This window comes from Oscillibacter sp., assembly GCF_032018205.1.
Classification (GTDB): domain Bacteria; phylum Bacillota; class Clostridia; order Oscillospirales; family Oscillospiraceae; genus Oscillibacter.
In genome coordinates this window covers 1-26,597 of the sequence record NZ_DALZOY010000018.1, presented here as the reverse complement: position 1 = coordinate 26,597, position 26,597 = coordinate 1, and the positions used below count along the sequence as shown (strand labels likewise).

30 protein-coding genes and 1 pseudogene are annotated in these 26,597 nt (G+C 56.6%); 9 read left to right on the top strand and 22 right to left on the bottom strand.

Annotation, left to right across the window (positions count from 1 at the left end; genetic code table 11):
- Positions 1 to 14: 14 nt before the first annotated feature.
- The 11 genes from RTU96_RS12775 to RTU96_RS12725 all read right to left on the bottom strand — a co-directional run bounded on the left by RTU96_RS12775 (position 15) and on the right by RTU96_RS12725 (position 7,619).
- Entirely contained in the window at positions 15 to 2,033 is a 2,019-nt protein-coding gene (locus RTU96_RS12775) for a DNA polymerase (RefSeq protein ID WP_312637009.1), read from the bottom strand.
- A gap of 238 nt (positions 2,034 to 2,271) precedes the next feature.
- Positions 2,272 to 2,484, bottom strand: a complete 213-nt coding sequence (locus tag RTU96_RS12770) for a hypothetical protein (RefSeq protein ID WP_312637007.1) — start codon at positions 2,482 to 2,484, stop codon at positions 2,272 to 2,274.
- Positions 2,485 to 2,519: 35 nt separating this feature from the next.
- Complete coding sequence (locus tag RTU96_RS12765) at positions 2,520 to 3,302, bottom strand: DUF2815 family protein (protein ID WP_312637006.1); 783 nt, start codon at positions 3,300 to 3,302, stop codon at positions 2,520 to 2,522.
- 14 nt (positions 3,303 to 3,316) lie between these two features.
- Positions 3,317 to 4,501, bottom strand: a complete 1,185-nt coding sequence (locus RTU96_RS12760; protein WP_312637005.1) for a DUF2800 domain-containing protein — start codon at positions 4,499 to 4,501, stop codon at positions 3,317 to 3,319.
- The gene (locus tag RTU96_RS12755; protein WP_312637004.1) at positions 4,501 to 5,061 is read right to left on the bottom strand and encodes a hypothetical protein; all 561 of its coding nucleotides are present in this window, start codon (positions 5,059 to 5,061) and stop codon (positions 4,501 to 4,503) included. The genes RTU96_RS12760 and RTU96_RS12755 overlap by 1 nt, the downstream gene beginning before the upstream one ends.
- Positions 5,054 to 5,422, bottom strand: a complete 369-nt coding sequence (locus RTU96_RS12750) for a DNA-binding protein (protein WP_312637003.1) — start codon at positions 5,420 to 5,422, stop codon at positions 5,054 to 5,056. The genes RTU96_RS12755 and RTU96_RS12750 overlap by 8 nt, the downstream gene beginning before the upstream one ends.
- Before the next feature lie 33 nt (positions 5,423 to 5,455).
- Entirely contained in the window at positions 5,456 to 5,611 is a 156-nt protein-coding gene (locus RTU96_RS12745; RefSeq protein ID WP_312637002.1) for a hypothetical protein, read from the bottom strand.
- The gene (locus RTU96_RS12740; protein WP_312637001.1) at positions 5,608 to 6,309 is read right to left on the bottom strand and encodes a DNA methyltransferase; all 702 of its coding nucleotides are present in this window, start codon (positions 6,307 to 6,309) and stop codon (positions 5,608 to 5,610) included. Before RTU96_RS12740 ends, RTU96_RS12745 begins: the two co-directional genes overlap by 4 nt.
- Entirely contained in the window at positions 6,306 to 6,977 is a 672-nt protein-coding gene (locus RTU96_RS12735; protein WP_312637000.1) for a 3D domain-containing protein, read from the bottom strand. Before RTU96_RS12735 ends, RTU96_RS12740 begins: the two co-directional genes overlap by 4 nt.
- 81 nt (positions 6,978 to 7,058) lie before the next feature.
- Positions 7,059 to 7,334 (bottom strand): AbrB/MazE/SpoVT family DNA-binding domain-containing protein, encoded by a 276-nt coding sequence (locus RTU96_RS12730; RefSeq protein WP_312636999.1) that lies wholly within the window; start codon positions 7,332 to 7,334, stop codon positions 7,059 to 7,061.
- Positions 7,335 to 7,430: 96 nt separating this feature from the next.
- A complete protein-coding gene (locus RTU96_RS12725; protein ID WP_312281769.1) occupies positions 7,431 to 7,619 on the bottom strand; it encodes a helix-turn-helix domain-containing protein in 189 nt (62 codons plus the stop codon).
- A gap of 70 nt (positions 7,620 to 7,689) precedes the next feature.
- Between RTU96_RS12725 and RTU96_RS12720 the strand changes: the two genes are divergently transcribed.
- A complete protein-coding gene (locus RTU96_RS12720; RefSeq protein ID WP_312636997.1) occupies positions 7,690 to 8,136 on the top strand; it encodes a hypothetical protein in 447 nt (148 codons plus the stop codon).
- 9 nt (positions 8,137 to 8,145) lie between these two features.
- On the opposite strand, the gene RTU96_RS12715 is transcribed toward RTU96_RS12720, so the two are convergent.
- Complete coding sequence (locus tag RTU96_RS12715; RefSeq protein WP_312636996.1) at positions 8,146 to 8,358, bottom strand: XRE family transcriptional regulator; 213 nt, start codon at positions 8,356 to 8,358, stop codon at positions 8,146 to 8,148.
- A gap of 192 nt (positions 8,359 to 8,550) precedes the next feature.
- Here RTU96_RS12715 and RTU96_RS12710 point away from each other — a divergent pair, with 192 nt between their 5' ends.
- The 5 genes from RTU96_RS12710 to RTU96_RS12690 all read left to right on the top strand — a co-directional run bounded on the left by RTU96_RS12710 (position 8,551) and on the right by RTU96_RS12690 (position 13,682).
- Entirely contained in the window at positions 8,551 to 8,922 is a 372-nt protein-coding gene (locus RTU96_RS12710; RefSeq protein WP_312636995.1) for a helix-turn-helix transcriptional regulator, read from the top strand.
- Between the two features lie 521 nt (positions 8,923 to 9,443).
- The gene (locus tag RTU96_RS12705) at positions 9,444 to 9,875 is read left to right on the top strand and encodes a PH domain-containing protein (protein ID WP_312636993.1); all 432 of its coding nucleotides are present in this window, start codon (positions 9,444 to 9,446) and stop codon (positions 9,873 to 9,875) included.
- 108 nt (positions 9,876 to 9,983) lie between these two features.
- Positions 9,984 to 11,123, top strand: coding sequence for a tyrosine-type recombinase/integrase (locus RTU96_RS12700; protein WP_312636992.1), 1,140 nt, complete (start codon positions 9,984 to 9,986; stop codon positions 11,121 to 11,123).
- 452 nt (positions 11,124 to 11,575) lie between these two features.
- Positions 11,576 to 12,361, top strand: coding sequence for a LexA family transcriptional regulator (locus tag RTU96_RS12695; protein ID WP_312636991.1), 786 nt, complete (start codon positions 11,576 to 11,578; stop codon positions 12,359 to 12,361).
- Between the two features lie 67 nt (positions 12,362 to 12,428).
- Entirely contained in the window at positions 12,429 to 13,682 is a 1,254-nt protein-coding gene (locus RTU96_RS12690) for a radical SAM protein (RefSeq protein WP_312636990.1), read from the top strand.
- A gap of 82 nt (positions 13,683 to 13,764) precedes the next feature.
- Here RTU96_RS12690 and rbr read toward each other — a convergent pair whose 3' ends face one another.
- From rbr to RTU96_RS12675, 3 genes are read right to left on the bottom strand one after another with little or no spacing between them, the layout of a single operon-like run.
- Positions 13,765 to 14,358, bottom strand: coding sequence for a rubrerythrin (rbr, locus tag RTU96_RS12685; protein ID WP_312636988.1), 594 nt, complete (start codon positions 14,356 to 14,358; stop codon positions 13,765 to 13,767).
- 57 nt (positions 14,359 to 14,415) lie between these two features.
- Positions 14,416 to 15,369, bottom strand: a complete 954-nt coding sequence (gene gluQRS / locus RTU96_RS12680; protein WP_312636987.1) for a tRNA glutamyl-Q(34) synthetase GluQRS — start codon at positions 15,367 to 15,369, stop codon at positions 14,416 to 14,418.
- Positions 15,366 to 15,833: a metallophosphoesterase gene (locus RTU96_RS12675; protein WP_312636986.1), complete on the bottom strand. Its 468-nt coding sequence runs from the start codon at positions 15,831 to 15,833 to the stop codon at positions 15,366 to 15,368. The genes gluQRS and RTU96_RS12675 overlap by 4 nt, the downstream gene beginning before the upstream one ends.
- A 192-nt stretch (positions 15,834 to 16,025) precedes the next feature.
- Here RTU96_RS12675 and RTU96_RS12670 point away from each other — a divergent pair, with 192 nt between their 5' ends.
- The 3 genes from RTU96_RS12670 (at position 16,026) to RTU96_RS12660 (ending at position 19,968) form a co-directional block, all read left to right on the top strand.
- The gene (locus RTU96_RS12670; RefSeq protein ID WP_312636984.1) at positions 16,026 to 16,682 is read left to right on the top strand and encodes an HAD hydrolase-like protein; all 657 of its coding nucleotides are present in this window, start codon (positions 16,026 to 16,028) and stop codon (positions 16,680 to 16,682) included.
- Between the two features lie 301 nt (positions 16,683 to 16,983).
- Complete coding sequence (locus tag RTU96_RS12665; RefSeq protein WP_312636982.1) at positions 16,984 to 18,669, top strand: peptide ABC transporter substrate-binding protein; 1,686 nt, start codon at positions 16,984 to 16,986, stop codon at positions 18,667 to 18,669.
- Positions 18,670 to 18,861: 192 nt separating this feature from the next.
- Positions 18,862 to 19,968, top strand: coding sequence for an amidohydrolase (locus RTU96_RS12660; RefSeq protein WP_312636980.1), 1,107 nt, complete (start codon positions 18,862 to 18,864; stop codon positions 19,966 to 19,968).
- Positions 19,969 to 20,108: 140 nt separating this feature from the next.
- Here RTU96_RS12660 and ribF read toward each other — a convergent pair whose 3' ends face one another.
- From ribF to RTU96_RS12625, 7 genes and pseudogenes are all read right to left on the bottom strand, one after another.
- Positions 20,109 to 21,002 carry a riboflavin biosynthesis protein RibF gene (gene ribF, locus RTU96_RS12655; protein WP_312636979.1) on the bottom strand — a complete coding sequence of 298 codons (894 nt, stop codon included), beginning with the start codon at positions 21,000 to 21,002 and terminating at the stop codon, positions 20,109 to 20,111.
- A 3-nt stretch (positions 21,003 to 21,005) separates the two neighbouring features.
- Positions 21,006 to 21,872: a tRNA pseudouridine(55) synthase TruB gene (gene truB, locus RTU96_RS12650; RefSeq protein WP_312636978.1), complete on the bottom strand. Its 867-nt coding sequence runs from the start codon at positions 21,870 to 21,872 to the stop codon at positions 21,006 to 21,008.
- A gap of 33 nt (positions 21,873 to 21,905) precedes the next feature.
- Positions 21,906 to 22,271 (bottom strand): DUF4180 domain-containing protein, encoded by a 366-nt coding sequence (locus RTU96_RS12645; RefSeq protein WP_312636977.1) that lies wholly within the window; start codon positions 22,269 to 22,271, stop codon positions 21,906 to 21,908.
- Positions 22,272 to 22,287: 16 nt separating this feature from the next.
- A complete protein-coding gene (locus RTU96_RS12640; protein WP_312636976.1) occupies positions 22,288 to 23,250 on the bottom strand; it encodes a DHH family phosphoesterase in 963 nt (320 codons plus the stop codon).
- Positions 23,247 to 23,627: a 30S ribosome-binding factor RbfA gene (gene rbfA, locus RTU96_RS12635; RefSeq protein ID WP_293009448.1), complete on the bottom strand. Its 381-nt coding sequence runs from the start codon at positions 23,625 to 23,627 to the stop codon at positions 23,247 to 23,249. Before rbfA ends, RTU96_RS12640 begins: the two co-directional genes overlap by 4 nt.
- 94 nt (positions 23,628 to 23,721) lie before the next feature.
- Entirely contained in the window at positions 23,722 to 26,172 is a 2,451-nt protein-coding gene (gene infB / locus RTU96_RS12630; protein ID WP_312636975.1) for a translation initiation factor IF-2, read from the bottom strand.
- Between the two features lie 178 nt (positions 26,173 to 26,350).
- A pseudogene (locus RTU96_RS12625) lies at positions 26,351 to 26,597 on the bottom strand (hypothetical protein); the annotation flags it as partial.

Here is a 26,597-nt window from a genome sequence, read left to right as displayed (position 1 = left end):
ACTTTAGACTGCTTTTAGTCCTTCTTAAAGTAATTCCCCACCCAGCCATCCGCATTGAGCGGTAGACCGGGGGCCCACGGGACAGGCCGGGACATGATCTCCACAACCTTGTCCAGATCGGCCATCCCCTCCGACACTTCCAGCACCACTTCATCGTGGATATCAAACACGATGCGATACCCGGCGGCGTTCAACTGCTCCATGGCATAGAACAGGCAGTCACGCGCCACGGCCTGCGTGATGTTCTCCACCAGCTTGCCGCCGTAAGTTTCAACAGGTTTCCAGTTGGCCCCGTCCTGCCCCCAGTACATGATGCTGTCCTCGCCGAAGTGGTTCTTGCCGATGTGCGGGCCGGGGTAGTAGAGCTTGCGTCCGCAAGGTAGCGCGATGGTCAGGAAGTCCGGCCCCGCATCCCGGTACATCTCCCGGGCGATAATCACGCGGCCCACCCGTGTGGCCTGCCCGGACGTGACCGCACGAAACGCCGCGTCGTTGACGTCATACCAAAACTGCACGGTGTGTGGGTTGGCACTGCGCCAGCGCCGGACGATATCGGGCATATCGGCTTCAGGCAAATCGTCCTCGGTCATGCCCAGCGTCTTACGCATATTGATGAGTGCGCCCTTGCCGCCCTGATACCCCAGCGCCAGTGTGGCAACCTTGCCCTTCTTGCGGTACGCATACTCCGGGTTGCCCTTTTTGATGGCGTCGAAAGGAACACCAAACATCTGCGCGGCGGTGGTCTCGTAGATTTTGCCATGGGTGCGGAACACATCCAGCACCCATTCTTCACCGGACAGCCACGCAATCACGCGAGCCTCAATGGCGGAAAAGTCAGCGTCCACGAAGGTCATGCCGGGGGCCGCGATCAACGATGTGCGTATCAGCGCGGAGAGCGCCTGCGGAACGTTGCCATAAACCGCTTTCAGGCCGTCCAGATTGCGGGACTTCACCAGTTCCCGCGCCGCAGCTTCCGCCGGTACGGTGTCGTGGGGCAGGTTCTGGACCTGTACCAGCCGCCCCGCCTCCCGGCCCGTCCGATTGGCCCCGTAGAATTGCAGCAGGCCTCGGATACGCCCGTCGGCACACACGCAGGTTTCGATTGCGTTGTATTTCTTGGTAGAGGTCTTGGAAAGCTCCTGCCGCAGCTCCAGCATTCGGGAAGCCTTGTCGCTGGGCACGCCTTGCGCCAGCAGGTCTGTGACTGTGTTTTTTCGCACGTCCGGCAGATCGTCTTCCAGCTCTTCATTCAGCCATTTCAGAAGCTGGTCCCGGCTGTTGGGGTTGGCAAGGCCGGTCAGGTCTTTGGCCTCCTGCAACTGGGTTTCGTGGACAGCGGCGCCGATTTCAATGGCTCCGTCCACCAGCGGCAGATCCACTGACACGCCGTGCAGATTGATGATCTGATCACGGACCCACTGCTGCTGTATCTCGTCCGGTACGGGCACGACGGAAAGACGGCGCTCTATTTCCTGCTCTGCCACAACATCCCCGGCGTTGTAGGTTTTAAAAAGGTCCCACTTTGCGGGGTCGTGCTGCGGCAGGTTGCGGGTACGGCCCCCGTTGGACTTGGAGGGCTTGCACGGGATGCAGAAATAGCGAATCAGTGCGCCGCCGGTGCGGAGCTTCTGTTTATCCTCCGGTAAGCCCATGGCTGCGCCGACATTTTTCAGTGCGGCAGGATACCCGCAGTAAAGTGCGTGAAGCTGCGTATCCCGCCACTGGGGCAGCCAGACTTCCGGCGTCCAATCCCGGCGCTGCTCCAGTCCAAAGTACCGGGAGAGGCAGTACCACTCAAACGCGGCGTTGAACGCGTGCTTGATGCACTGCGGGTCAAACAGCCAGCCCGCGACATTCTGCGGGATAAAAGCCCTCGGCTGCGTCAGGTCCAGTACCTGCACCGGCGCACCATCGAGGCTGTATCCGAACAGCAGAATCTGAAAGTCCGGGCTTTGCGCATATTTATAAAGTCCGGCCTTCGTAATCGGCACGGAACTGTATGTTTCTAAGTCAATGTTCAAGTGGTGCTGCATGAGTTACCTCCCTTGGGTTGCCGCCTCCTTTCGCCCGTGGTAAAATCATGGCGAAAGGAGGTGGTTTTGTGCTGAGTAAGAACTCCGTAAAACTGCTGAAATGGATGAACGAAAACGGTGAATGGATGTATTACCGCCATATTGAGAAAATTGTCCGGTCTTTGAATACAGAGACCTCATGGCGCTGAAAGATGGTAATTACATAGCTTGTTCTCTGGATGAGGTTGACGCAGCAGGCTTAAACGAGCGCAGGCTCGGTATAGTCATGTTTTGACCGCATGTGCTGACGCGGGCGAAATGATTTCTTAACTTCTTTTGAAAACTTCGGGAGATCATCAAATCCCTCTGGCTTGGGGCCTAAGATTTCGTCCCACAGCACACATTTCAAGCGGGTGTAAGCCAGCGCCAAACGATCCGTTTTATTTAAGGAACCGGCATCAATAGCTTCCAAACGCTGCCCCAGTGTGAGGCCTGTGTTTTGTCCCATTACATTCCCATAACCGGCATACCGCTGGGAACAGGCTGCCCAGTGATGGGATCAACCGGCCACTGCTGGGGATACGCCGGAGCTTGCTGCGGATACATGGGTGCCGCCTGCTGGGGATAAGTCGGTGCTGCCTGGGGAGGATACGCAGGCGCGGCAACAGGAGGGGCATAGGCGGGTACGGGTACCGGCGCTGGGGCATATCCGGGAACAGCGTATCCCGGCGTTGCGGGCATTGCGGCAGATGCGCCGAACGCCTCGGCAGCAGAAACAGAGCTACCCAGAGGCTCCCCATCGCGTGTCTTCTGGAACCCGTTCAGGCCGCAGCCGATTCCCTTCTTGCCGCCGTTGTTGTAGGGGAAAAAGCTGATATTGACATTGCCGAACACGCCGGAGTAAATCTCGCTTTGCTGGAGGACGGGCTGTACGTTGGAGTCCACAACGAACGGGGCCCGGTCGGGCTTGCAGGACGCAGTGAATACCCAGCAGCCTTTGCACTCAGGCCCGAACTGCTCCCCGTCGCTGGGGCGGGGGCCGTCGCCGTCATGGACGCAGATTGCCAGCATGGCCGGTTTCTTGCCTTCCCACTTGTTACTGATACCGGTACTGATGGCGGCATTGATGGCGTTGTCAATCGCGGCCTTGGCGGCAATGTTGGTCTTGGGCAGCAGAACGGTGGTGGAATACTTCGGGTCCCCCTGCGGGTTGTTGAAGGGGGGCTTGGGCTGGAACAGGTTGCAGTAGGACAGGCGAACCTCGCCGATGGTCAAAGTGTTTGCGTTCATAAATGTACTTCCTTTCAGTTAATCGGGTTAAATGCCTGCGCGGCAGCGTTGAAACCAGGGCGTTTATCGGATTCAGAAACCAGCGTGGGCTTGCCGGGGCTTACGGTTACGTGCCCGCCAGCGGCTTCGATAAAGGTCTTCTTTCCCAGCGCCTTTTCCAAGGCAGCTACGGTCACGGGCTTGCGCTCCCACAGAATGGCTTCCGCCACGCCGTGCTGCTGGATATCTGCAAAGGCGGCGTCCAGATCGTCCCAAGCGCGGCTGCTGCGGCCCTCCACCGCCTTGAAACCAGTGATCTGCTTTCCCTCCAAACACGATTGCAGCGCATAGTCTTGCAGGTCTTTGTACCAAGCTACAAGCCCCTCCGCCCGCTGGAGGGCCTGTCCAACTTCGGCATCGGAGAGCAGCGGCGGCAGCTTCTTTCCGAACGCCTCCACAGCCAGAACCTTATTCGCCCGTTCGCGGCATTGGTTCTTTAAGGGACAGAACCGGCACCAGTCACCGGGGCAAGGCTCTCCGGGGTCTTCGCTGTCTGCCAGCATGGCAGCAGGGGTCAAGACTTCCCTTCCCCATGCCTCCAACTCCGCACGGCTGATCTCCCAATCGGACACGCTGTGCAGCGCGGGCTGCACGATGGTTGTTTTGATGGCCTGGATGGAATCGCCGTAGACCAGCGCATACATAGCCAGAGCGCCCAGCGCGTACAGCATCATCTGGGGATTGTGGTCAGCATCCACTGGCACACCGGCACCGTTCTTATAGTCCGTGATCCATAACACCCCTTCGGCAATCTGGATACAGTCGGCGGTTCCTGTGGCGGCGGAGCCGTTCTCTTTGACCTCTTGCGTGAAGATACCCACCGGGACAGAGGTTTCCAATGCAATAAACGGCGCGGAATGAAAAGCCATAGCGTGCTGTTCCAGCGTTTCAACATACAGATCGGTGTAGCCATCCATCTCGGCGGCATAGTGCTCGTCCTCTTGCAACTTTTTCAACTGCGCGTTGAACGCGCGCTTGGTCAGCACAGAAAACCGCTTACGGGCTTTTAACTCCGCGATAGAGTGGGCCAGTCTGCCCGCCTCCGCGTAGGGGCTGGTGGTCGTTGGGATGCCCTCGCTCAACTTGATGGAGGCGGGGCAGTGAATCCAGCGGTGCGCGGAGGACGGGGACTTTCGGGCGTGGTATTCAGGCGTTGGCATCAGAGCTGCGCCCCCAATCCGCGCAGGGCCATGGCAAACGCGCCGTACTGCTCCAATGGAAGCATATTGACCGCCTGAATTCCAAACTGTTGCAACAGGCCGAGGAGCTGAGGGGTTCTCCCTGCGGCTGCCAAATCAGCGCCTGCCTTCGTGATCTGGTCAAACGTGTATGTAGGCGCCGCAGTCGGTGCCACAGGGGCCGCAACAGGGACCGGCGGGGCCATGGCCGGAATTGCCGGGACAAAGCTAGGGACGGTAGGTACAGCGGTCTGCGGCTGGGCACCAGTCATGTAGGCGGGGCTGGGGACAGAAGGTGAAGCCGCAGGGGTAGGGTTTGCCATAGCTGCGGGCTGCTGCATAGGGGGCGTAACCGGCGCGGGAGTAGTCGCCTGTACGGGAACCGTGGCAGGCATAGCGGCAGTCTCAGGCCATTGCAGCTTGACTTCCGCGCCGGACTGCGATGCCTCTTTGAGGAAGTCCACAGAATCACAGAAGCGCGTCAGCACCTCAATGTTTTCATTGCTCAGCGACAGACCGAGGGTCAATTCGGTTTTAGCCATGTTTTTTCTCCTTCATTACGTAATTGTAGATAGTCTGGTATGTGAACTGCCGCGCGGTCGGTTTACCGGGCAGCAGGATACTATGATCGCGGATGGCGTTGTCCGCCACAATCTCTATAAGATTCATGGAAAGGCCGATATCATAGGCGTGCAGCACCTCGGCCTTTGCAGCGTCAATCTTTTTGGCATTGCCGATCTGAAATCGCTGCAAGCTGCTTTGGGTGATCCGCTTCTGAAGGTTTTTGGTCAGCTTGTTTTCCCGCGCCAGCCGGTCTATCCAGTACGTTGATACACCCAGCGCGGCAGCGGCTTCTTCTCTGGTGAGCGAATCGGGCGCATCGCAGCATTTTTCCGTCTTCACTTGACATTTCCTTTCTGATGTCCTATATTGGCCTTAGAATTTCTTACTCATCTTGCCGCTTGTGGGACTGCCATCCCGCAGGCGGCGCTTTTTTGCGCATACGGGGCCATAATAAGGCCGGTTATCTCTCATCCGGGATACGTTCCAGCGCTTGTAGCAGCGGGTGCATATGAGGTAGTGAGGGTTCATGGGGATACCTCCGTAAATAAATTCATCTGTGCCACATGGGCCTCAAACCGTTGCTCCTGCTTTTCAAAAATCTTTGGAACGATCTCGTATCCTACAAAGTTCAACCCAGCTTCATAGGCGGCAATCCGGCTACTTCCGCTGCCAAGGTGAGTATCTAGAATTCTATCTCCGGACTGTGCGAATTTTTGAAAAATCCAGCGATACAGTGGCACTGGCTTCTGAGCTGTATGTATTCTGACTTCGTTCAGGGCCTTATTGCCCTGCATTTTTGTACCATTTCCGGGCGTACCCTGACACATCCCATTCCACATGAAGCGGAAAATACGTGTTGCCCTGTTGAAAGAAGTCCATGCAAGTTCCGCGTCTGCGAATTTAATACCTTCAGGGTGGCACTTGTCCCACACTATCCAGCATTGGCTATCTCTTGCGATTTCTCGCACGAAGTAATTCCCACCGAAAACAATCTGGTTCTTTGAGACGCGAAACAATTCGTCAAAGTATTCCTGCCCGGTCTTCGGCTGAGTCCACATTTCAGGATCATGTTTTGGGTGCGGCCCGACACCACCCTGAGATTTTCCGGTTATGTAGCCACCTTTGGTTACGTCTCCATAAATAGGGTCTACGACGGCGAGGTCAAAGGCATTATCTGGCATCTGCCGCATGGCCTTCATGCAATCCATGCTGTAAGCTACATTCAATTCGCCACCTCCTCCGGCCCCACCCACCACACCGTCAAACTCTGCCGCCCGCACTGGATGGCGTAATTGTAGTCCGGCGTGTAGATATCCACCGCATTGCCCTTAACGCCGGTATCCGTCGCCCAAAGCTGCTCAATCGTGCCGCCGGCGTACTCTACAAAAACGTCGGAGTACAACGGGATCACCGAAGTATCCACGGCGCAGGTCAGGCCCTCCATCACAGGCAGGCCGGAATATGTAATTCCATAAGCTGGGTCTCCCATCTGCTTGCCGCAGGTGTCCGCCGTGTACCACGTCACCGTGCAATCTTCGATCTTGTTGGCATTCTGGAGTAGAGCCGCTTCGATTTTCTCATTCTCGTAGTCCTCCTGCGCCACCGCCACAATGGGAATGGATTCAACAGGCGACTCCCCCACCGGTGCGGCATCCGCCCTAACCTTAATTGTCAGGCACAAGGCCACGGCCAGCGTAACCGCAACAACAGCCAGCCACATACACCGCTGCCGCCATTGTCTGGCGAGACGGGCCTTTTCACGCGTCCTGCGACGCAGCTCCGTAGCAGTATCATCGCTGATGCTGTGCAGAGCCGCAACAAAGCGGCAGTCCTGTTCCACCTTGTCCATGCGTGCAGTAAGGCCGCGGGCGTATTTCTCTGATTTCTGGCTCATTTTTATTCCTTTCTGATTTCCTCCCGGATGGATTAACCATCCGGGAGGGCGAACACCGCCAAACCTTTCAGCCTTTAGTGATTATGTTGCTTCAGAAACCTTCAAAGCTCCAAGCCTCGACATTTCTTTGGCACACTTACGGCAAACTTGCACACCGTGCATATCTTTAACGCCGCTGATGCTGCCGCAAAACACACACCCAGGCTGATGTTTCCGGCAGACAATCCGCCGTCCATCTGTAAATACCTCCAGGAAATCTCCTTTTTGAACTTCAATTGCCTCTCGGAGCCCTTTAGGAATTACTACCCGCCCTTGCGGATCAAGGCCCCTAACTGCGCCGATCATTTTCTTTTTCAAAATCACCAATCCTTTACTATTTATTTGGCTGTGTATCTGGCGATGTCCGATATACATATTTTGCCATATAAGCAGTTAAAATGGTGATTACTGTCGTCACTGGCCTTGCAAAAATTTCTCAAATGCTTGTCGAGGAATGATATACACGTACCGCCCAGACTTCTGCCGGTACGCAATACCAAAAGGCAATTCGCCGGTTCTAAGCCCATGCTCAATCGTCCTGGTTGCTCTTCCTAAAATTTGCGACGCCTCTCGCGGGGTAATGACTTCTTTTATCTGGTTCATTTGTCCTCCTTTCTGTGGCTTGTCCTTTCGCCGTTAAAATGGTAAAATATGGGCGAAAGGAGGTAGAAATATGGTTGCGCTTACAGATAACGACGTAAAAATATTAAAATTCATAAAACGGCATCAGCCCACGAGCATTAAAGACATTGAGCACGCCATGTCGAAAGTCTCATCTATTCAATACCGGGTAGAAGAACTGGCTACTCACGACCGCAAGTATTTTCAGAACTTCAGCATTCCCATTGACAATACTTCGTACATTGAAGAAGATTACGAAAACGTCAAAGATGAAGCAACTGGAATTACCCACACGAAGCCGCTCGGTCTATATAGGCTCTCTGAATTCGGAGAAAAAGCACTTCAAGATTACGAATTTGAGGCATTATTACGCCGCAAGGAACTCTGGTTAAAAAATGCGTGGATTCCGATCCTCGTAACGGTGGTTACCAATCTAGCAATAAGCGGAATAAAATGGTTGTTGCCATTGATACAAGGATGGTTTTCCAGTTCTCACTGAAAAATTGCATCATTCAGTCTCCTTTCCCAGTTCCAGAATTTCATTGATCGCGCTGACGATAGATGGAGGGTTGCGCTCTCCGATCAAAATTTTATAGAGATACGCAGTATCGCAGAAAAGACCCGTTTTTTCCCGAACCTGACCAGCAAGCCATTCTTGGGACTGCCCAATATCAATTAGCCTTTTCTTTACGTCTTTCCCATACGCTGTAAGTTGTGCCATCCAGATTGTTCACCTCCTATATCATGGGCTTGACAAGTACGCAATATTGTACTAATATGAATGTACCACCAAACAAATAGAACGATATTTCGTACTCTTTATTGGCAATTATAGTCCTATGTTTCGTACTTGTCAATACTCGAGTTCTTTATTTCGTCCTTTTGTCGTTGTGTCCAAAAGGAGAACATTGAAATGTACGATTTATACGAAATAATTAAATCCGAGTGCGAAAAGAACGGAATAACAGTAAGTGCCATGTGCCTTGAATTGGGGATGAGCAAAAGCATGATGTCCGATTTACACTCTGGGAAAAAGAAATCTCTCTCCGCAGAGAAACTCTCTAAAATAGCAAATTATTTCAATGTCTCCGTTGACTATCTCCTCACCGGAGAGCAAAAAAATCAGGCCCCCATCGATGTTGTCGATGAAGACCTGAGAGATTATTTGGACGAGCTGCGCAACCGCCCCGAAATGCGAATGCTTTTTTCAACCACAAAGAACGCCACGAAGGCGCAAATTGAGGCCATCGTGAAAATGGTAGAGGAGATGCAGGGAGATAGGTAAATATTATGAGAACATCGACTACTGGGTCAGGTATGTGGAGTTCCCGAATACCGCCAGTCCGTCTCTTGCCGTCTCAAATGGAGATGGCACATTCAGCATCTACATTAATACGCTGTTCTGTGAGGCAAAACAGCGCGAAAGTTTGAGGCACGAGGTAGAGCATTTAAAAGAGGAGCATTTTTTCCGGGACGACCTTACAATTGTGCAGATCGAGCATGAGGCCTGCAGTGTCAGATGCACCCCGCGTAAACGGCAGCGGCGTATCCCTGACGTATTATTTTGCCATCCTCCAGATAAAATAGCGCTTTTCCATAGCCTTGAGAGCCTTAATAGTTACTCGCGCAGATTCGCCAGGCAATGGAAGCAGGAACACGCACGGAAACAATAAAAATGGTTCCGCTATACCCAACCGCGCAAACACTATGGGAAGAAATGGGACAGTGAATTATATTTCGGGTATTGTAGCTTATGTAACCAACCGCCGGAGGACGGTAAAAATAGATTGTAGGAGGAAAAAGAAAATGATTGATCTTGGGAGAGACGAAGAGGTTGTAACGCAGGCGAAGGTGCACTGGGCATGCCTAATTCCGCACCTAATTTTATTTCCTGCCTTCATCGGCATTCTTACTATTATTCCTGCGCTCATCAGAATGTTTACCACCGACATGTACATAACCAGCAAGCGGCTATACGGCAAAGTTGGATTGATCAACACAAAGACGCTTGATACTCCGCTTAACAAGGTCAACACCGTTTCCATTGAAAGCGGATTGCTCGGAAAGATTTTGGGGTATGGGACCATCCACATCACGTCGTCTTCCGGAAGTTATGAGTTTAAATCTATTAAATCGCCCGAAGCGTTCAAGGCTGCCCTGTTGGAAGAAATTGACCGCTTTGACGAAAAGCGCATTAAAAAGCAAGCCACCGAAATGGCAGCCGCGATGAAGTCTTAATAAAATAAAAAAACCGCCCCGGTGCGCTAACACCGAAGCGGTTTCGAGGGCAGATGCTTTGTAGGCCGTCTGCCCTCCTATCATATCAGATTTGGAGGAAAATGCAAGATGAAACAAGCAACCTATGGCGACGGCTCTTTATATCAGCGGAAAGACGGGCGCTGGGAGTACCGCGTACGCATTGGCACAAAATCCAGCGGGGACCCAGATTATAAATCCTTTTACAGCCGCGATAAAACGGGTCGCTCTGCCAAAAAACAATTTATTGACTGGCAGCGCGAACGGGATCAGCAAAAAATAGAAGTGAACCAAACTGTCGCATCATGGGCCGAGCAGTGGCTAACCACCTATAAGCAAGGGCGCGGAACCTCTGGCGGAAACTATAAAAACTACTGCGTATATGTGGAAAATCATATTGTCCCACACATTGGTAATTTAATGATGGGAGATGTGCGGCAGGCCCACATCGAACAGATCTACAGAGCCGAGGCCGCACTATCTAACAGTGCTCTCAATTATATCAAGCTCTGCCTCCGTGGGATTTTTAAATCAGGGTTGAAAAATCACCTCTGCACAGAGGACCCAACGGAAGATACCGCCCCGGTTTGGCACGCAAGCAAGCGCCCAGAATATTTCAGTCGTGAGGAAATGGAAAATCTGCTTGACTACATCCCGCGTGACAAAGATGGATGTTTGGCTGAAGGTCTGCTTTATACCGGACTGCGAATAGGAGAGGCTTGTGCGCTGACGTGGGACGACTACGACGGCTCCACCTTGTTAGTGCACCGCAATGCCGCCAGAACAGACGAAAAAGGGATGAAGTATTTTATTAAAGAGTGTCCAAAAGGCAAAAAGCCCCGCGAAGTCGTCTTAGATCCCGCAGGGGTCGCGCTCTTCGAAAGACTGCCCCGTACCTCGAAGTGGATATTTGCGGGTGACGGAAGCAATTTTATGAGCCCTGACCTATACCGTCGCCGGTATTATCGTTTTATTGATCGGCTCAATGCAAGCCTTGCCGCTGAATGGGTGCAGCAAGGCGACCACAAGGAGGATGAAGATCCACCCTACGTCCGCAAATTATCCCCCCATAAATGTCGGCATACTTATGGGAGCTACTTGCTAGAGGGATGCCATAACCTCCGCACAGTACAAGACCAATTGGGGCATAGTCGAGTTACTACTACGGAAATTTATACACACAGCGATATAAAGTCGCGTAAGGTCGATGTCAGCAAATTAAAGTTCTAGTTTCAAGAGTACCGTCAACTTGCCGTCAAACGCTCATAAAACCCCGATAAACATTGCAATTGCTGGGGTGAGGCTTAGACTGTAAATCTGTTGTCTACGACTTCGATGGTTCGAATCCATCTTCCCCCACCATTGCGCTCACATGTTTTTCGGAACATGTGAGCGCTTTTATTTTCGAAAAGCCCTCGCGCATCCGGAGAAATTCGTTCTTCACGCAGCCGGTTTGCTTTCAAAAGCTCTCTTGCGCCGGTTTCCACATCCCGGCGGACCGCTTTCTTATAGCTTGTCCCACCGCTTTTCTCCGCTCGTTATTCCCCGCCATTCACAAGAACTCTGTGAACAATCTCAAGTTATCACAAGTATAATGTTTTGTCAAGATGCATTTTACAAGTTTCCTGTTTTTATAATTGACAAAGCCAAAGAAAAAAGATAGGATAAAGAAAAGTCAGATTATGTCGAAGAACTGCGGGGAGGCGCGCCACATGGGGTTTGGAGAACGGCTGCGGGAGCGGAGAGAGCAGTTGAATATGTCCCGCCGGGAACTGGCGGAGGCGCTAGGCGTGACGGTTTCCGCCATTGGCAATTACGAAACGGGAATCAGCTTTCCCAAGGAAGAGGTGCTCCTGCGCCTGTTTGACAGCCTGCGGGTAGACCCAAACACGCTGTACCGGGACCACTTCCGGGGCGGAAAAAGCGTTTTGAGCCACGACGAGCGGGAGGTTTTAGACCAATACCGAAGTCTTTCCGCCGTGGGGCGGGACACGGTGCGCTCCGTGTTGGGGGCGCTGTGCCAGTATCAGGACGAGCTGGAACTTGCCCGGCCTCAGCTTGCGGAGCGGCGCATTCCCCTGTATTGCAGCCCGGCGGCGGCAGGCTTTGCGGCGCCGGTATTCGGCGAGGATTTCGATTATGTTTCCGTGGGCGGGGACGTACCGCCCGCGGCGGAGTTTGCCGTGCACATTCGGGGCGACTCCATGTCACCCTGGATTGCCGACGGGGCGGTGGCCTACGTGAACCGGGACCCGCTGCAAGCGGGGGACATCGGTATTTTCTGCGTGGACGGGGAAATGGTGTGCAAGCAGTATTACCGGGACCCTATGGGGACGGTGTACCTGTTCTCCCTCAACCGGGCGCGCTCGGACGCAGACGTGGTGCTCACCGCCGACAGCGGGCAGACGCTGGTGTCCTTTGGCCGCGTGATGATGCATAAGCTGCCCTTGCCGAAGCGGGGCGGATAACCCGCGGCATGTTACCCGGCTGCTTGTTGTGCCGCCGAAACGCAGCGCGCGTGCATGGAGGTGAATGATGAGCTGTTTGACGACACTGACCCGGGCGTTTCTTACGCGGTCCTTTCGCCCGTTCAGGTTTCTAAACGAATATGACGAAGCGCTTCCCTTTGCCGAAAGCCGAAGGCTGGGCCTGTATGTCCACATTCCCTTTTGCAGGCAGCTTTGCTCCTTCTGCCCCTATTGCAAGGAACTGTACAACGAGGCGCTGTGCGACGAGTATATTGACTGCCTTCTTCGGGAAATTCATTTGGTGGGCGGGCACACGCAGGAGAAAAAGCAGGCCACCAGCCTGTATTTCGGGGGCGGAACGCCCGCGCTTGCTGTCCGGCGAATCGGAGAAATTGTGTCTGCTCTGCAAGAGTATTTCATCATTACGGAGGGCATCGGTCTGGAACTTCACCCGGACAATGTGAACGTGGAGACGCTTTCGGCCCTGCGGGAAGCAGGCGTTACCAAAATCAGCATCGGGATTCAGTCCTTCGGGGATAAATTTCTGGGGATTCTGGGGCGCAAGAGCTTTGACCCGGAACGTCTTGCCGCCGCGTTGGGGGCCGTTCCTTTTGAAACCGTGTCCATGGATTTTATTTTCGCCCTGCCGGAACAGACGGCGGAGGATTTAAAAGCGGATATTGCCACAGCCTTTTCCATCGGGGCAAACCATGTGGCAATCTATCCCTTTATTGACTTTGCCTTCACCGGCTCCACCGTCAAGTCCATGGGCAAGCAGGAAAAACGCCGCCTGCTGGATGACATCACCCGGTATTGCGAGGCCATGGGATACCGGCGAGAGTCCATCTGGACCTTCTCCGGCACGCCGGGGGCGAGCTATTCCTCCATGACCCGGGAAAATTTCTTAGGCTTCGGCTGCTCCGCCACCACGCTGCTAAAAAATCAGTTCAAGGTTAACACCTTTTCCGTGGCAGAATACCGCAGAAGAATTGAGAGCGACACGCTCCCCACCTCGCTGACCCTGCGTTTTACAACCCGCCAGCGAATGCTTTATTACCTGTTTTGGACTGCCTACGGCACGGAGGTGGACCCCAAGGGATTTGAAGAATTTTTTGGCGTGCCGCTGAACAAGGTCTACGGCTTTGAATTCTGGCTTGCGAAAAAGCTGGGCTTTGCCACGGAGGAGCACGGAATTTTTCGCATGACGCTCAAGGGCGCGTTTTACTATCATTACTACGAAAATTACTACACGCTGGCCTACATCGATAAAATGTGGGGCATTCTCCGCAGGGAAGCGTTTCCCAAGGAAATCGTTTTGTAATTGGATATAAAAAGGCCCGGACGCTATCACGCGTCCGGGCCTTTTGTGTCGCTGGGACTTTTCAAGCTGACGTTTTCTCCGGTTACGGCTCTGTGTACGGAGCCATGGTCAAACGGATAAAATAGCCCCGGTCGTGGTCACAGGCGGGGCATTTTTCCGGGGTGGCCTTCCCTGTGAAGACATAGCCGCAGTTCAGGCACATCCAGCCGCACTCTACGTCGGCCACGAACAAACGCTCCCGTTCCAGCAGGTCCGCCAGCAGCTCAAACCGGTCGGCGTGGGTTTTCTCAATGGCCGCGATGCGGGAGAAGGAGTCGGCAATGCGGGAAAAGCCCTCCTTCTTCGCAATTTCCGCAAAGGCGGGATAGGCGTCGCCAAATTCCTCCAGCTCGTTGTGCCGCGCCATCCGCAAAAGCGCCGCCATATCCTGCGCCGCGTCCACGGGATAGCCGCCGTCAATTTGCACCGTCTCGCCGGAAAGCTCCCCCAGATGCTTGTAGAACACCTCCCCGTGCTCCTTCTCCTGATTCGCGGTGAACAGAAACGCCGCCTCAATCACATGCAGGCCCTGCTTCTTCGCCTGAGACGCTGCAAACGTATAGCGGTTGCGGGCCTGACTTTCTCCCGCGAAGGCCCGCATCAGGCTGATTTTTGTTTCACTGTTTTTCAAATCCATAAAATAAGCCGCCCCCTTTGTGCCAGCTTGCGCAAAGGGGGCGGTTTTATTCGGATTTCAGAAAAACAGACCGGTCGGTACGAAGATATCCTCCTTCGGAATCCGCTGCCAATCAAATTCCGCCAGCAGACTTTCCGGGGTCCGGGGCTTGGCGGAGGGATTCAGCCCCGCAAGATGCCCAAGCTTTCCCACAAGCTCCTCCGGCGTACTTCGGGAAAGCAGCGCATCCAAACTCAAATCCCCGTCCCGCTTGCTCAGCCGCCGCCCGTCGGGCGACAGCAGCAATGGCGCATGGTAAAATTTCGGCGGCGTCAATCCCAGCAGCTCGTAAAGATACAACTGCCGGGGTGTGGAGGCCAGTAAGTCGCTCCCCCGCACCACCTGCGTAACGTGCATGGCCGCGTCGTCCACCACCACCGCAAGCTGATAGGCCCAAAGTCCGTCGGACCGGCGGAGAAGAAAGTCTCCGCAGTCCCGTGCGAGATTTTCCGCGTATGGGCCAAGATGCCCGTCTTCAAACGCGATTTCCCGATCCGGAACCCGCAGTCGATCAGCGGGAGAACGAGTTTTGGCCTGCTCCACCGCCTGATCGGGCATTAAGCCCCGGCAGGTGCCGGGGTAAATTGTCTGCCCGTCCTCCCTGTGGGGAGCGGAGGCGGCATGAAGCTGGGCGCGGGTGCAAAAGCAGGGATATACCAATCCCTTTTCCCGCAGTAATCCCAGCGCGGCGGCATAGCGCGCTCCCCTCCCGCTCTGGTAATAGGGTTCGTTTATCCCGCCCACGCTGCCCCCCTCGTCCCAGAAAAGGCTCAGCGTGCGGTAGTCCGCCTCCAATTGGTCCGCACAGGCCCATGTGCAGCGCCCCGCGTCCAAATCCTCAATTCGCAAAACAACCTGTCCCCCGGCGGATTTGGCGGAGAGCCACGCCAAAAGGCTTGTAAACAGATTCCCCAAATGCATCCGCCCGCTGGGAGAGGGCGCAAATCGGCCCCGTTCGGCCCCGTTTGTCATATAAGCCTGCGCAGGTCCGCCGTGAGACGGCCACGTTCAATCCTGACCACGGCATAGGTGGGTCGTCCCCAATAGCCAATGCTGCCGGGATTTAACAAAAGGGACTCCCCCACCCATTCCTGTGTGGGAACATGGGTGTGCCCAAAGCACAGCAGATCCGCCTTGTGCTCCCGGGCTGCATAGCCCACGTCCATCAGCCCCTCCTTCACCCGGCAGGTGTGCCCGTGGCAAAGAAGAATCCGCTTGCCCTCCAGCTCTAAAAGCCTCATGGGCGGCTCCTCCGGGCGGAAGTCGCAGTTGCCGGGGACCTGCTCCAGCGGAATATCCGGGAACATATCCTGGAGGTGCTCCGCATCCCGCCAGCCGTCTCCCAGATGGAAGATGCGCTGCGGCCTCTCCCGCTCCAAAGCGGTCACCATATGCTCCACGTTGCCGTGGGAATCGGAGAATACCAGTATCTTCATAAAGTTCCGTCCTTCGGTTTTGTTGCCGACAGTATACCCCCTACAAGGCAATTTGGCAACCAAATTCGCTTTTCTTCCGCGAAACAAAGGGCCTTCTTCCCTTCGCGCCGGGCGGCGGGCGCAAACCTTGCGACCGTCTTGCATGAAGCGGCAAAACATGATAGAATTTTAGGGAACGGAGGCGAGAAATTTTTGTATCGTTATATTTTTTTAGATTTAGACGGAACACTGACGGATTCCAAGGAAGGCATTCTGAATTCCTTGCGCTACGCGTTTGAAAAGCTTGGCAAAGCCGCACCCGGCGAGGACACGCTGATCAAGTTTATCGGCCCGCCTTTGCAGGAAACCTTTATGGAGCTGTGCGGCTTTACGGCAGAGCAGGCATTTGCGGCGGTGGAGATGTTCCGCGAACGGTATGAGCCCATAGGAAAATTTGAAAATGCGGCAACTCCGGGAATGCCGGAGCTGTGCGGACGTTTGAAGGAAGCGGGGTACGTGCTGGCTCTGTCTTCCTCCAAGCCGGAAAAGCTGTGCGTGGATATCTGCCAGCGGTTTGGCTACACGCCGTCTCTCAGCGTCATCGCGGGCAGTCCGCTCCATGGGGACCACACGAAGGCCGACGTAATTCGGGACACCTTCCACCGTCTGAATCTGAGTGAGGCGGACCGGCCCCACATTCTGATGGTGGGCGACCGGAAATACGACGTGTTGGGCGCGAAGGAGTGCGGCGTGGACTGCTTGGGCGTGGAGTTTTTTGGCTATGCCACCCCCGGCGAGCTGGAAGAGGCCGGGGCCGTGGCGGTGGTGCGTTCCGCGGCAGAGCTGGAACAGTTCATTTTGGCGCATTGACTGGGCTTGCGCCCGTTTCTTTTCAATTTTGACCCGCTGAAAAAGCAAATGCTATTTCAGCGGGTCTTTTGCGGGCTGGAGTCTTCTTTCCGTCTACAAAGCTTGTATTTATTAAAATTCTCTTAATTTTGTAAATATTTGTTACTAAATTTTCTCTTTTGCTTTACAATCGCCTGCAAACTCGCGTATAATGCTATTTGGTATTTCCCGCGTTTCGGCGGAAATGCCCTGATTGCATATATAAATCATATAAAGCGGAGGACGCCGCTGGGCGGGCCGTGTTCTATAAGGAGAATCACACATGAGACGAATGAAGCGATGGGCGGCTCTGGCGCTGTCCGCCGCGCTGTGCGCCGGGATCCTGAGCGGCTGCGGCAAGGAAGAAGCCCCGTCCATTTTTCCGGTGTCCGTGGGAAACGGAGTGACCACCTTTGACCCGGCCTATGTTACCACCGACGCGGACAACACGATGGCCCTCAGCCTTTACGAACCGCTGATGCGCATGACCTGCGACGGCGACGGCAACACCACAGCGACCGAGGGCATGGCAAAGTCCGTGGATGTAACGGAGAATTTTGACGGCACCGTGGTCTATACCTTCCGCCTGCGCAGCGCCCGCTGGTCCGACGGGACAGAGGTGAAGGCACAGGACTTTGTATACGCCTGGCAGCGCCTTGCAAATCCTCTGACCCTGTCTCCCAATGCAGCGCTTCTGTCCGTGGTACAGGGCTACGATGCCGTCCGAAACGGGGGAGCCCCGGAGGAGCTGGCCGTCACCGCGAAAAACGACACCACGCTGGAGGTCGTTCTGTCTGGGAAATACGACTGGTTTTTGACCGGCGTGTGCTCCCCCCCCGCCACTGTTCCCCTGCGGCAGGACGTGGTACAGTCACTGAAGGAGAAGGCACAGTCCGCTTCCAAAACCGCCGGAGAAGACGCCGCGCCCCTGAAGTGGTGGTATGACCCCACCCTGCTTGTCACCAACGGGGCCTATTATGCTTCCGCCTATCAATCGGGAAAAACGCTGGAGCTGACCCGCAGCGAGCACTATTACGGCCGGGTAAGAAACGACGGCGTGCGCGTATTCTTTGCCGACAGTCCGGAATCGGCGTGGGCGCTGTATGACGGAGAGACGGTGGATTTGGCATACGCCCTGCCTCAGGAGCAGGTGGACGCACAGCTTTCTCACGGCCAGTCTCTTACGCCTGTTCTCACCACCCACACGGTGCTGTTTAACGGAGCTCAGTACCCTCTGGATGACCCCTCATTCCGCAAGGCGCTGACCCTTGCGGTGGACCGGCAGGCGGTGGCCGCCTTGGCAGGCAACTTTGCCAGCGCGGCGACGGGGCTGGTGCCTTACGGTGTGCCCGGCAGCGCAGAGGAAGACTTCCGCACCGAGGGCGGCGACCTTTTAAACTCCTCGGCGGAGGACTATGCAGGCAACTGCGAAAAGGCAAAACAGCTTTTGTCCGGCAGCGGCTATGACAGCGGCGCCAGCAGCTATGTGAGAAACAGCGCTCTGGAATATCTCTATGTGGACGAAGGACCAGCGGCGGCGATTGCCACCGCGCTGGCAGAGCAGTGGCGCTCCGTGCTGGGGTTGCGCATTCAGCCCCGAGCCGTGACTCGGGCGGAGCTGTCCGATGCCCTGCGCACCGGGGAATACGCGCTGGCGGACGTGGACATGTCCGCATCCGTCAACGACGCGGAAACGTTTCTCGCGCCTTTTTCCAGCAAGTCCTCCCTCAACACGGCCCGCTATTCCAGCGGTGCCTATGACACCCTTCTGAAAATTATTGACAGCGCCTCGGACCCGGCGGCGCGAATTGCCTGTCTCCACGACGCAGAGGTTCTTCTGCTGGAGGATGCGGCGGTTTCTCCGCTCTACACCACGGGAACACTGTGGAAGCTGCGAGAGGGCTGGTCCGGCCTGTGCCGGGACCCGAGAGGCTGGTTCAGCTTTTCGGGCGTGGCGGCTGTCTCCTGACAGGGCCGGGTATTCCGGTATGAACCATTAACAGCGTTCGCTGCCAATTGGCGGCGAACGCTGTTTGTCATCTTTTCCTGATTTTCAGGAGTTCTTCTCTCTGTTCTTGTGAGGTTTTGACAATTCCGTTTTGCCCTCTGTCTTTTTGCTTTTGGCGGTGCTATACTGAGCGAAAAAAAGGGAGGTGGCGGCATGGACTCCGTCATCACGTATCGCCGAACGTTGCACCGCATCCCGGAGCTAGACAATGAACTTCCAAAAACCCTTGCCTTTGTGCAAGGTCGGCTGGAGAAGCTGCGCTGCCAGCTTTCATGGCCTATTAAGGGCAGCATCTGCGCGTTTTTCGATGTGGGAAGGGCAGAGACGGTGGCTTTTCGGGCGGATATGGACGCCCTGCCGGAGACGGAGGAGACGGGCCTTTCCTTTGCCTCGAAGCATCCGGGCCAAATGCACGCCTGCGGCCACGACGGGCACACCGCCATGGCTTTGGCGCTGGCGGAATACGTCGACAGTCATCTGGACAATCTGCCCAGAAACATACTTATTATTTTTCAGCCTGCGGAGGAAACCACCGGAGGCGCGCGGCTGATCTGTGAAACAGGGCTTTTGGAGCGGCTGGAGGTCCGCCGGATTTTCGGACTGCACCTGTGGCCCGGTCTTCCGGAGGGAACGGTGTGGGCGAAGCCCGGCCCGCAGATGGCCCGGGCCAGTCAGATTACCGTGAACATCACCGGAGAAAGCGTTCACATTTCCCGGGTCGATCAGGGCCGGGACGCACTGCTGGCTGCCGTGGAGCTGGTGCGCCAAGTGACGGAGACGGAGCGGAACGCCCTGCCCCCGGAGGACCCCCGCGTTTTGCGATTCGGCACGCTGCACTCCGGGGACGCCCGCAACGTGGTCAGCGGCCACTCGGAGCTTTTGGGCTGTCTGCGTACCTTTTCCGACGCATCCTTTGCCTTGCTGCGCAGGGAACTGGCGGATACCTGCCGCCGGGTGGAGCGCTCCACCGGCTGCGACGTGACGCTTCACCTCAACGAGGGCTATCCTCCTGTTTGGAACCATGAGGGCCTGTTTGAAACGGTCCAGGCCGGACTGAGAGCGGGCGAAGTTTCCTTGCTCGCTCAGCCCGCATTGGCGGCGGAGGATTTTTCTTTCTACCAGCAGCAAATCCCCGGTGTCTTTTTCTTCTTGGGCGCGGGAGACGTACCTCAGCTTCACGCAAGCACCTTTTCCTTTGACGACGAGCGGATTTTGCCCAAGGGCGTGGAATTTTTAAAGAAGCTGCTATATCTTTGGTGAGGGGAACCCTTTCGCGGTCGGAAAAAACGGATTTATCTTTCTTTGCCGCCGGAACGCAAACTGAAGCGGGGCGTCTCTACGAGACGCCCCGCTTTCCATATCCAAATTAGCCGTTTCGCCTTTCGGGCAGAAGCCCTGCGCTATTTCGCAAGTAAAGCCCGCACCGTCTCCGCGTCCCGGGCAATCTGGGCCTTCAGTCCATCCAACGAATCAAAGCAGATTTCGTCCCGCAGTCTCTTATAAAACTCCAGTCGGACAGTCTGCCCGTACAAGTCTCCGTCAAAGTCCAGCAAAAAGGTTTCCACGGTCACGTCTGTCCCGTTGCGGACGGTGGGTCGGGTTCCCACATTGGTCACGCCCGCCAGCTCCCTGCCGTCCGGCAGGCAGGCCTTGGCGGCGTAAACACCGTGCCCAGGCACCAGCACATGGGGCGGCACGGTGAGATTGATGGTGGGAATCCCGATGGTCCGGCCGATGCGCCGCCCATGCTTCACCTCCTGAGACAATACGTGAGGATGCCCCAGAAATTCCGCCGCCCGCTCCATCTGACCCAGCTCCACCAGCCTTCGGATGTAAGTGGAGCTGACCTCGATGCCACCCCGCTCCACTTTGGGAATGATGTCGCAGCCAATCCCAAGCTGCGCGCATTTTTCCTGCAAAAGCTCGGGCGAACCCTGATTTTTATGTCCGAAATGGTGGTCATGCCCCGCCACCAAATGGACGGCGTGGTACCGCTTCACCATAATTTCCGTTACAAATGCGTCCCATGGAGTGGTCATCATTTCCTGATCAAAGGGGACCATCAAAACATCCTGAATGCCAAACAGCCGCCGAAGCAAACCCTGCCGATCCTCCGGGGAATTGATGAGGGGGCAGGGAATCCCCGTGACCACCTCTTTAGGCGGGCGGCTGAAGGTAAATACGGCGGGAACACAGCCCCGGTGAGCCGCCTCCTCCACCGCACGGCGAAGCAGGGCGGCGTGGCCCAGGTGAACCCCGTCGAAAAAGCCCAGAGCAATCACGCGTTCTTTCATATCTTACGCTCCAAAAAAGTTTTTAACCGACGTCAGCACGCCGTCGCAGGCTTGAGAGAGACAGAGAAAGTCACCCTCCCGCCCGTATACCCGGACTGTCCCGTCGGGACATGCGGGTGCATCCACCGGATTTCCGTTCCGGCAGCGGCGCTCCTGCCGCTCTGTCGAGAGGTGGAAAGCGGGGTACTCCGCAAAATACGAGTCCGTGGACAGCAGCAGCGCCGCGCCGCGCTCCTGCACGTCGGCAAGGCTCACCGCCTGACTGAGGGTAAAACCCGCCGCCATGGTCCGCCGCAGAGAGGACATACATCCGCCGCAGCCAAGGGCCTGTCCGATATCGTGGCAGAGGGTGCGGATGTAGGTCCCCTTGGAGCACAGACACCGCAGAGTAAACTCGGTAGGCCCGGTCTGCTCCAAAAGCTCCAGCTCGTAAATGGTGATCGGCCGGGGCGCACGCTCCACCTCGCCGCCCTTACGGGCGATTTCGTACAGCTTCTTTCCCCCGATTTTAATGGCGGAGTACATGGGCGGTATCTGCAAAATCTCCCCCGTAAACCGGGGCAGCACCCCCTCCAGCATTTCCCGGGAAACCGCTGGCTCACAGTGTTCCAGCGCCGTCCCCGTCACATCCTGCGTGTCGGTGACAAGGCCCAGACGCAATCCTGCCACATATTCCTTTTTCCCCTTTTCCGCAAACTCCACCGCCCGGGTGGCCTGCCCCACAAAAACGGGCAGCACGCCGGTGGCCATGGGGTCCAGCGTCCCGCCGTGGCCCACCCGCTTCTCCTTCAGGATGCCCCGCAGCTTGGCGCATACGTCCATGCTGGTCCAGTCCATGGGCTTGTCGATGATGATGATTCCGCTGGGCATAACGTGCCCTCCCCATTGAAATTTGGCGTCCTGTCAGACGCACGCAAGTCTTTCTAGGGCCTCTTCCTTCGTCGATACGAAAAAGATATGGTTCCCCTTGTTGGACTCATAAATAAAGTCCCTCAGCGGCTTGCTGGTGTAGCCGGTATAGTCACCGTAGATGGCAAGCTTCGTGTGGTACGTCACAAATTTTTGAAGTACGCCGCCCGCAAGCCCTGTACTCAGAACAAAAAAGTCGTCCGCCACGGCATCCTTGTCAATCGCAATCCTGTCCGCACCGGCTTCATAATTCACTGTGGCCAGCAAATCCAGGGCGGACTGAACATCCGTCAGCATCTTTTCGCCGCCCGTAATCACGGCAATTTTTACGCCGTTTCGCTGGATGCTTTCGATCTTCATAGCTTACTACTCCCTGTCAGTCGGCAAATCTTCCGGTCGTCTTTTCCACCGCCGCCAGCATTTTCTGTCTGGCCTCAGCCATGGGGGCCTCCACGGTGCAACCCGCGGCGGCCGCATGTCCGCCCCCGCCAAGTTCCGCACAGACGACGCTGGCGTTGATCCGGGGTCCGGTGCGCACAGAGAACTTCCACACGTCGGGCCGCAGCTCCCGCATAGTAATGCCGCAGTCGGTGCCTTCAATCTGCCCGCCGAGGGAGCTTAAATCCTCTGCGTCCGTCTCATCTGCGCCAACCCGCTCCATCAGGGAAATGGGGACCTTCATCACCACGATCCGGCCGCCGTCGTAAAACTCCATACCCGCCAGCATGTCGCCCTCCAGCTCCAGCCGCTTGCGGCTTTTGGTGCGGAAGAACACCTGATTCACGGTTCGGTAGTCGATGCCAGTGTCCAACAGCTCCGCCGCCACCCGATGGGTATTGGCGGTGGTGTTGCTGTATTGAAAACAGCCCGTGTCGGTGGAAATGGCCACATACAAAGGCAGCGCCATTTCAGCCGTGACGGGGCCAAGCTCCTTTAGAATGTCGTAAATAATCTCACCGCAGGCCCCGGCCTCCGTACGAACCATGTTCGCCTTGCCAAAGCGCGCAAAGGAGGGGTGATGGTCAATCGCCAAATCCACCCTATCTCTATATTGCTCCGCGTTTTTGGGAAACAGGTCCGTCACCGCAATATCGGTAGACACCACATAGGCGGGAACAAAGCCCTCCGGCGCTTCATAGGGCGCCATATAGGGCGCGGTGGTGCGGGTTTTGCCGTCGTTTTCCAGCAGATAGGCTCGCTTGCCAAGATTCCGCAGTCCGGCGCACAAGCCTGCCGCGCAACCCACCGTGTCCCCGTCGGGGCGCACATGGGTGAGAATCAGAACATTGTCAAACTCCCGCAGCAGCGCGGCCGCCTGAGCCGCCGTCAAGTCCGTCATTCCTTGTCCTCCTGCCCGGCTTGTTCCGCGTCCCTGCGCTCCACACTGCGAAGAAGCTCTAAAATGTGGGCCCCGTGGGCAATGGAATCGTCCGCCACAAATTGCAGCTCCGGCGTATAGCGCAGGCGCAGCGCCCCGCCAAGCTCCCGCCGCAGAAAGCCCGCAGCGGATTTCAGGCCCTTGAGCACATCCTTTTCCTGCTCCTTATCCAGCACGCTGACAAATACCTGGGCATAACGCAAGTCCGGCGTGGTGTTCACGCGGGTGATACTTACCATGCCCACACCGCTGACCCGGGGGTCCTTCAGTCCGCGAAGCTGGGCCGCCAGCTCCCGCTGGATTTCCTCGTTGATACGGCCGATGCGATTACTGGCCATAAAATGCTCCTTTCCGTGGGCGTCTCGTTAGGACGCCATCCTTTGTGTCAAAAGCAGAGGGCGGCGGCCACGCCGCCGCCCTTATTATATCCGGTTACCGGGGAATCTCCTCCATGGTGAAGCCCTCGATAATGTCGCCTTCTCTGATGTCGTGGAACCGGTCCACTATCAGGCCACACTCGTAGTTGGTGGTGACTTCCTTGACCGTGTCCTTAAACCGCTGGAGAGAACCGAGCTTCCCCTCGTGAATCACGATGCCGTCCCGCACCACGCGCACGCTGCAATCCCGGACCAGCTTGCCGTCCTGCACATACGCGCCCGCCACGGTGCCGATGGAAGACACCTTGTAGGTCTGACGGATCTCGGCGTGGCCCAGAACCACTTCCTTGAACTTGGGGGCCAGCATGCCCTTCATGGCGGACTCGATCTCGTCGATGCAGTCGTAAATCACGCGGTACATCCGCATATCCACGTTTTGCCGGACCGCGCCGTCTCTGGCAGCGGCGTCCGGACGGACGTTGAAGCCCACGATGATGGCGCCTGTGGAGGCAGCCAGCATCACGTCGGACTCGTTGATTGCGCCCACGCCGCCGTGAATGACCCGAACAGCCACCTCGGCATTGCTGAGCTTTTCAAGAGACACGCGGACGGCTTCCACACTGCCCTGCACGTCGGCCTTGACGATGAGGGCCAGCTCCTTGCGCTCACCCGCCTGAATCTGGTCGAACAAATTCTCCAGAGACACCTTCTGCACCGGCGCGGCGAACTTGAACTTTTCCTCTTCCTTGCGCTGCTCAACCAACTCTCGTGCCATGCGCTCATCGGCCACCACGTTAAAGGTGCAGCCGGCGGCAGGAGCCTCGGACAGGCCCGCAATCTCCACAGGAACGGAGGGGCCAGCCTCTTCGATGCGCTTGCCCTTGGAGTTGGTCATGGTCCGCACGCGGCCCACGCCGGTTCCGGCGATAATGGTATCGCCCTGACGCAGGGTTCCATTTTGGACCAAAAGCGTCGCCACAGGGCCGCGGCCCTTGTCCAGCCGGGCCTCAATCACCGTGCCGGAGGCGGCGCGGTTGGGGTTGGCCTTCAGCTCCGCCATTTCGGCGGTGAGCAGCACCATTTCCAGCAGCTTGTCGATGCCGGTACGCTTTTTGGCGGAGATGGGACAGCAGATGGTTTCGCCGCCCCAGTCCTCGGTGACAAGGCCGTATTCCGTCAACTGCTGCTTAATTTTTTCGGGGTTGGCAGCAGGCTTGTCGATTTTGTTGATAGCCACCACAATGGGGATTCCAGCGGCCTTTGCATGGTTGATGGACTCTACGGTCTGGGGCATAATGCCGTCGTCCGCCGCCACCACCAGAATGGCAATGTCCGTAATCATCGCACCGCGGGCACGCATAGAGGTAAACGCCTCGTGGCCCGGCGTATCCAGGAAGGTGATGGGCTTTCCCTCCAACTGCACCTGATAAGCGCCGATGTGCTGGGTGATGCCGCCCGCCTCGCCCTCGGCGACAGAGGTATCGCGGATGGCGTCAAGCAAAGAGGTCTTGCCGTGGTCAACGTGGCCCATGACCACCACCACGGGAGCACGGGAAATCAGCTCCTCTTCCTTGTCCTCGTGGGTGTCGATCAACTGCTCCTCGATGGTGACGGTGACTTCGTGCTCCACCTTGCAGTTAAACTCCAGCGCCACCAAAGTGGCGGTGTCATAATCAATCATCTGGGACAAGGAGGCCATGATGCCGCTTTTCATCAGCACCTTGACCACTTCCGCACCGGTCTTCTTCATGCGGGAGGCCAACTCGCCCACGCTGATCTCATCGGGGATGGAAACCTTCAGGGGCGCCTTCTTGGCAATCTCCAACTGAAGGCGGCGCATTTTCTCCTGCTCATCCTGCCGCCGCTTGTTGGAAAAGGTCATGCCGGGACCGGGACGGCGGTTGTTATTGGGGCGAAACTTCTGCTTTCCCGGGGCGGCGGGCTGCATCCGCCGAGCCTTATCAGGCGCCATCTGCTCCAGCCGCTCGTCATACTTCGCCAGATTCACGTCGCCGCCCTTGCGGGTATCCACCACCTTTTTCTGGGGGACCCGGGTCGCGGGCTGGGAAAGCACAGGCTTCGCCTGCCCAGCGGCAGGCTGGGGATTAACAGGCCGGGGCGCGGCATGAGGCGCGGGAGCCGCCGTCGCCTTCTGCACCTGAGCCATGGGGGCCGTCGGTGCCGCCGGAGCGGCGGGCTGCTGGGCAGGCTTTTCCACGGCGGGCTGAGCGGGTGCAGGCGCGGGGACGCTTTGCTCCTGCTTTGCCGACTCCCGGTAGGTATCGGCAAAAATCTCCTGAATGCCGGACGCCGGATGGGCCTGGGTCAACGCCTCAAACACCAGCGACAGCTCCTTGTCGGTCAATGCCTGCATATTGCTCTTAGGGGCCTCGCCATACTTCCCCAAAATCTCCATAATGTCCTTGTTACTCAGGCCTAAATCCTTGGCCAGCTCCCGGACTCTGTATTTATTCGCTGCACTCGTACTCAATAAAGCCACCTCCATCGTTCGCTTGCGAGGGGGGACGCCGTCTCCTCTCTGCGGCCCGCGCCGCCTTCCTTGGCGGGTGGGTCAGGGCGCGCCTCCGGAGAATCGCCGCCGGAAACGCAATATATCTATCGCCGCCGCGCGGCGAAGCAAAGGGAGCGCCGCCCTCTGCCACCCCCCGGAAGGGGGAGTATTCTCAGTTGTCCTTTTTAGGGAAGGTGCCCTTCCCGCGCTTTACGGGATAGCTGTGGGCAAAGGGCTTGGGTCCCTTCCCGCTGAATGCGGGCTTGCCGTAGGGCTTCCGGTCCCCGCTGGGTGCGCCCGGTTTGCCATAGGGCTTCCGGTCTCCGCTGGGTGCGCCCGGCTTGCCGTAGGGCTTCCGGTCCCCGCTGGGTGCGCCCGGTTTGCCGTAGGGCTTCCGGTCTCCGCTGGGTGCGCCCGGT

Excerpts from the sequence above, each read along its gene's own strand:
- RTU96_RS12775 (WP_312637009.1), bottom strand. The coding sequence starts at position 2,033 with ATGCAGCACCACTTGAACATTGACTTAGAAACATACAGTTCCGTGCCG.
- RTU96_RS12760 (WP_312637005.1), bottom strand. The coding sequence starts at position 4,501 with ATGCCAACGCCTGAATACCACGCCCGAAAGTCCCCGTCCTCCGCGCAC.
- RTU96_RS12675 (WP_312636986.1), bottom strand. The coding sequence starts at position 15,833 with ATGAAGATACTGGTATTCTCCGATTCCCACGGCAACGTGGAGCATATG.
- RTU96_RS12705 (WP_312636993.1), top strand. The coding sequence starts at position 9,444 with ATGATTGATCTTGGGAGAGACGAAGAGGTTGTAACGCAGGCGAAGGTG.
- RTU96_RS12700 (WP_312636992.1), top strand. The coding sequence starts at position 9,984 with ATGAAACAAGCAACCTATGGCGACGGCTCTTTATATCAGCGGAAAGAC.
- RTU96_RS12765 (WP_312637006.1), bottom strand. The coding sequence starts at position 3,302 with ATGAACGCAAACACTTTGACCATCGGCGAGGTTCGCCTGTCCTACTGC.
- RTU96_RS12745 (WP_312637002.1), bottom strand. The coding sequence starts at position 5,611 with ATGAACCCTCACTACCTCATATGCACCCGCTGCTACAAGCGCTGGAAC.
- RTU96_RS12665 (WP_312636982.1), top strand. The coding sequence starts at position 16,984 with ATGAGACGAATGAAGCGATGGGCGGCTCTGGCGCTGTCCGCCGCGCTG.
- RTU96_RS12735 (WP_312637000.1), bottom strand. The coding sequence starts at position 6,977 with ATGAGCCAGAAATCAGAGAAATACGCCCGCGGCCTTACTGCACGCATG.
- RTU96_RS12695 (WP_312636991.1), top strand. The coding sequence starts at position 11,576 with ATGTCGAAGAACTGCGGGGAGGCGCGCCACATGGGGTTTGGAGAACGG.
- gluQRS (WP_312636987.1), bottom strand. The coding sequence starts at position 15,369 with ATGACAAACGGGGCCGAACGGGGCCGATTTGCGCCCTCTCCCAGCGGG.
- RTU96_RS12710 (WP_312636995.1), top strand. The coding sequence starts at position 8,551 with ATGTACGATTTATACGAAATAATTAAATCCGAGTGCGAAAAGAACGGA.
- infB (WP_312636975.1), bottom strand. The coding sequence starts at position 26,172 with ATGGAGGTGGCTTTATTGAGTACGAGTGCAGCGAATAAATACAGAGTC.
- RTU96_RS12720 (WP_312636997.1), top strand. The coding sequence starts at position 7,690 with ATGGTTGCGCTTACAGATAACGACGTAAAAATATTAAAATTCATAAAA.
- ribF (WP_312636979.1), bottom strand. The coding sequence starts at position 21,002 with ATGAAAGAACGCGTGATTGCTCTGGGCTTTTTCGACGGGGTTCACCTG.
- RTU96_RS12640 (WP_312636976.1), bottom strand. The coding sequence starts at position 23,250 with ATGACGGACTTGACGGCGGCTCAGGCGGCCGCGCTGCTGCGGGAGTTT.
- RTU96_RS12660 (WP_312636980.1), top strand. The coding sequence starts at position 18,862 with ATGGACTCCGTCATCACGTATCGCCGAACGTTGCACCGCATCCCGGAG.
- rbfA (WP_293009448.1), bottom strand. The coding sequence starts at position 23,627 with ATGGCCAGTAATCGCATCGGCCGTATCAACGAGGAAATCCAGCGGGAG.
- RTU96_RS12645 (WP_312636977.1), bottom strand. The coding sequence starts at position 22,271 with ATGAAGATCGAAAGCATCCAGCGAAACGGCGTAAAAATTGCCGTGATT.
- rbr (WP_312636988.1), bottom strand. The coding sequence starts at position 14,358 with ATGGATTTGAAAAACAGTGAAACAAAAATCAGCCTGATGCGGGCCTTC.
- RTU96_RS12690 (WP_312636990.1), top strand. The coding sequence starts at position 12,429 with ATGAGCTGTTTGACGACACTGACCCGGGCGTTTCTTACGCGGTCCTTT.
- truB (WP_312636978.1), bottom strand. The coding sequence starts at position 21,872 with ATGCCCAGCGGAATCATCATCATCGACAAGCCCATGGACTGGACCAGC.
- RTU96_RS12725 (WP_312281769.1), bottom strand. The coding sequence starts at position 7,619 with ATGAACCAGATAAAAGAAGTCATTACCCCGCGAGAGGCGTCGCAAATT.
- RTU96_RS12715 (WP_312636996.1), bottom strand. The coding sequence starts at position 8,358 with ATGGCACAACTTACAGCGTATGGGAAAGACGTAAAGAAAAGGCTAATT.
- RTU96_RS12755 (WP_312637004.1), bottom strand. The coding sequence starts at position 5,061 with ATGGCTAAAACCGAATTGACCCTCGGTCTGTCGCTGAGCAATGAAAAC.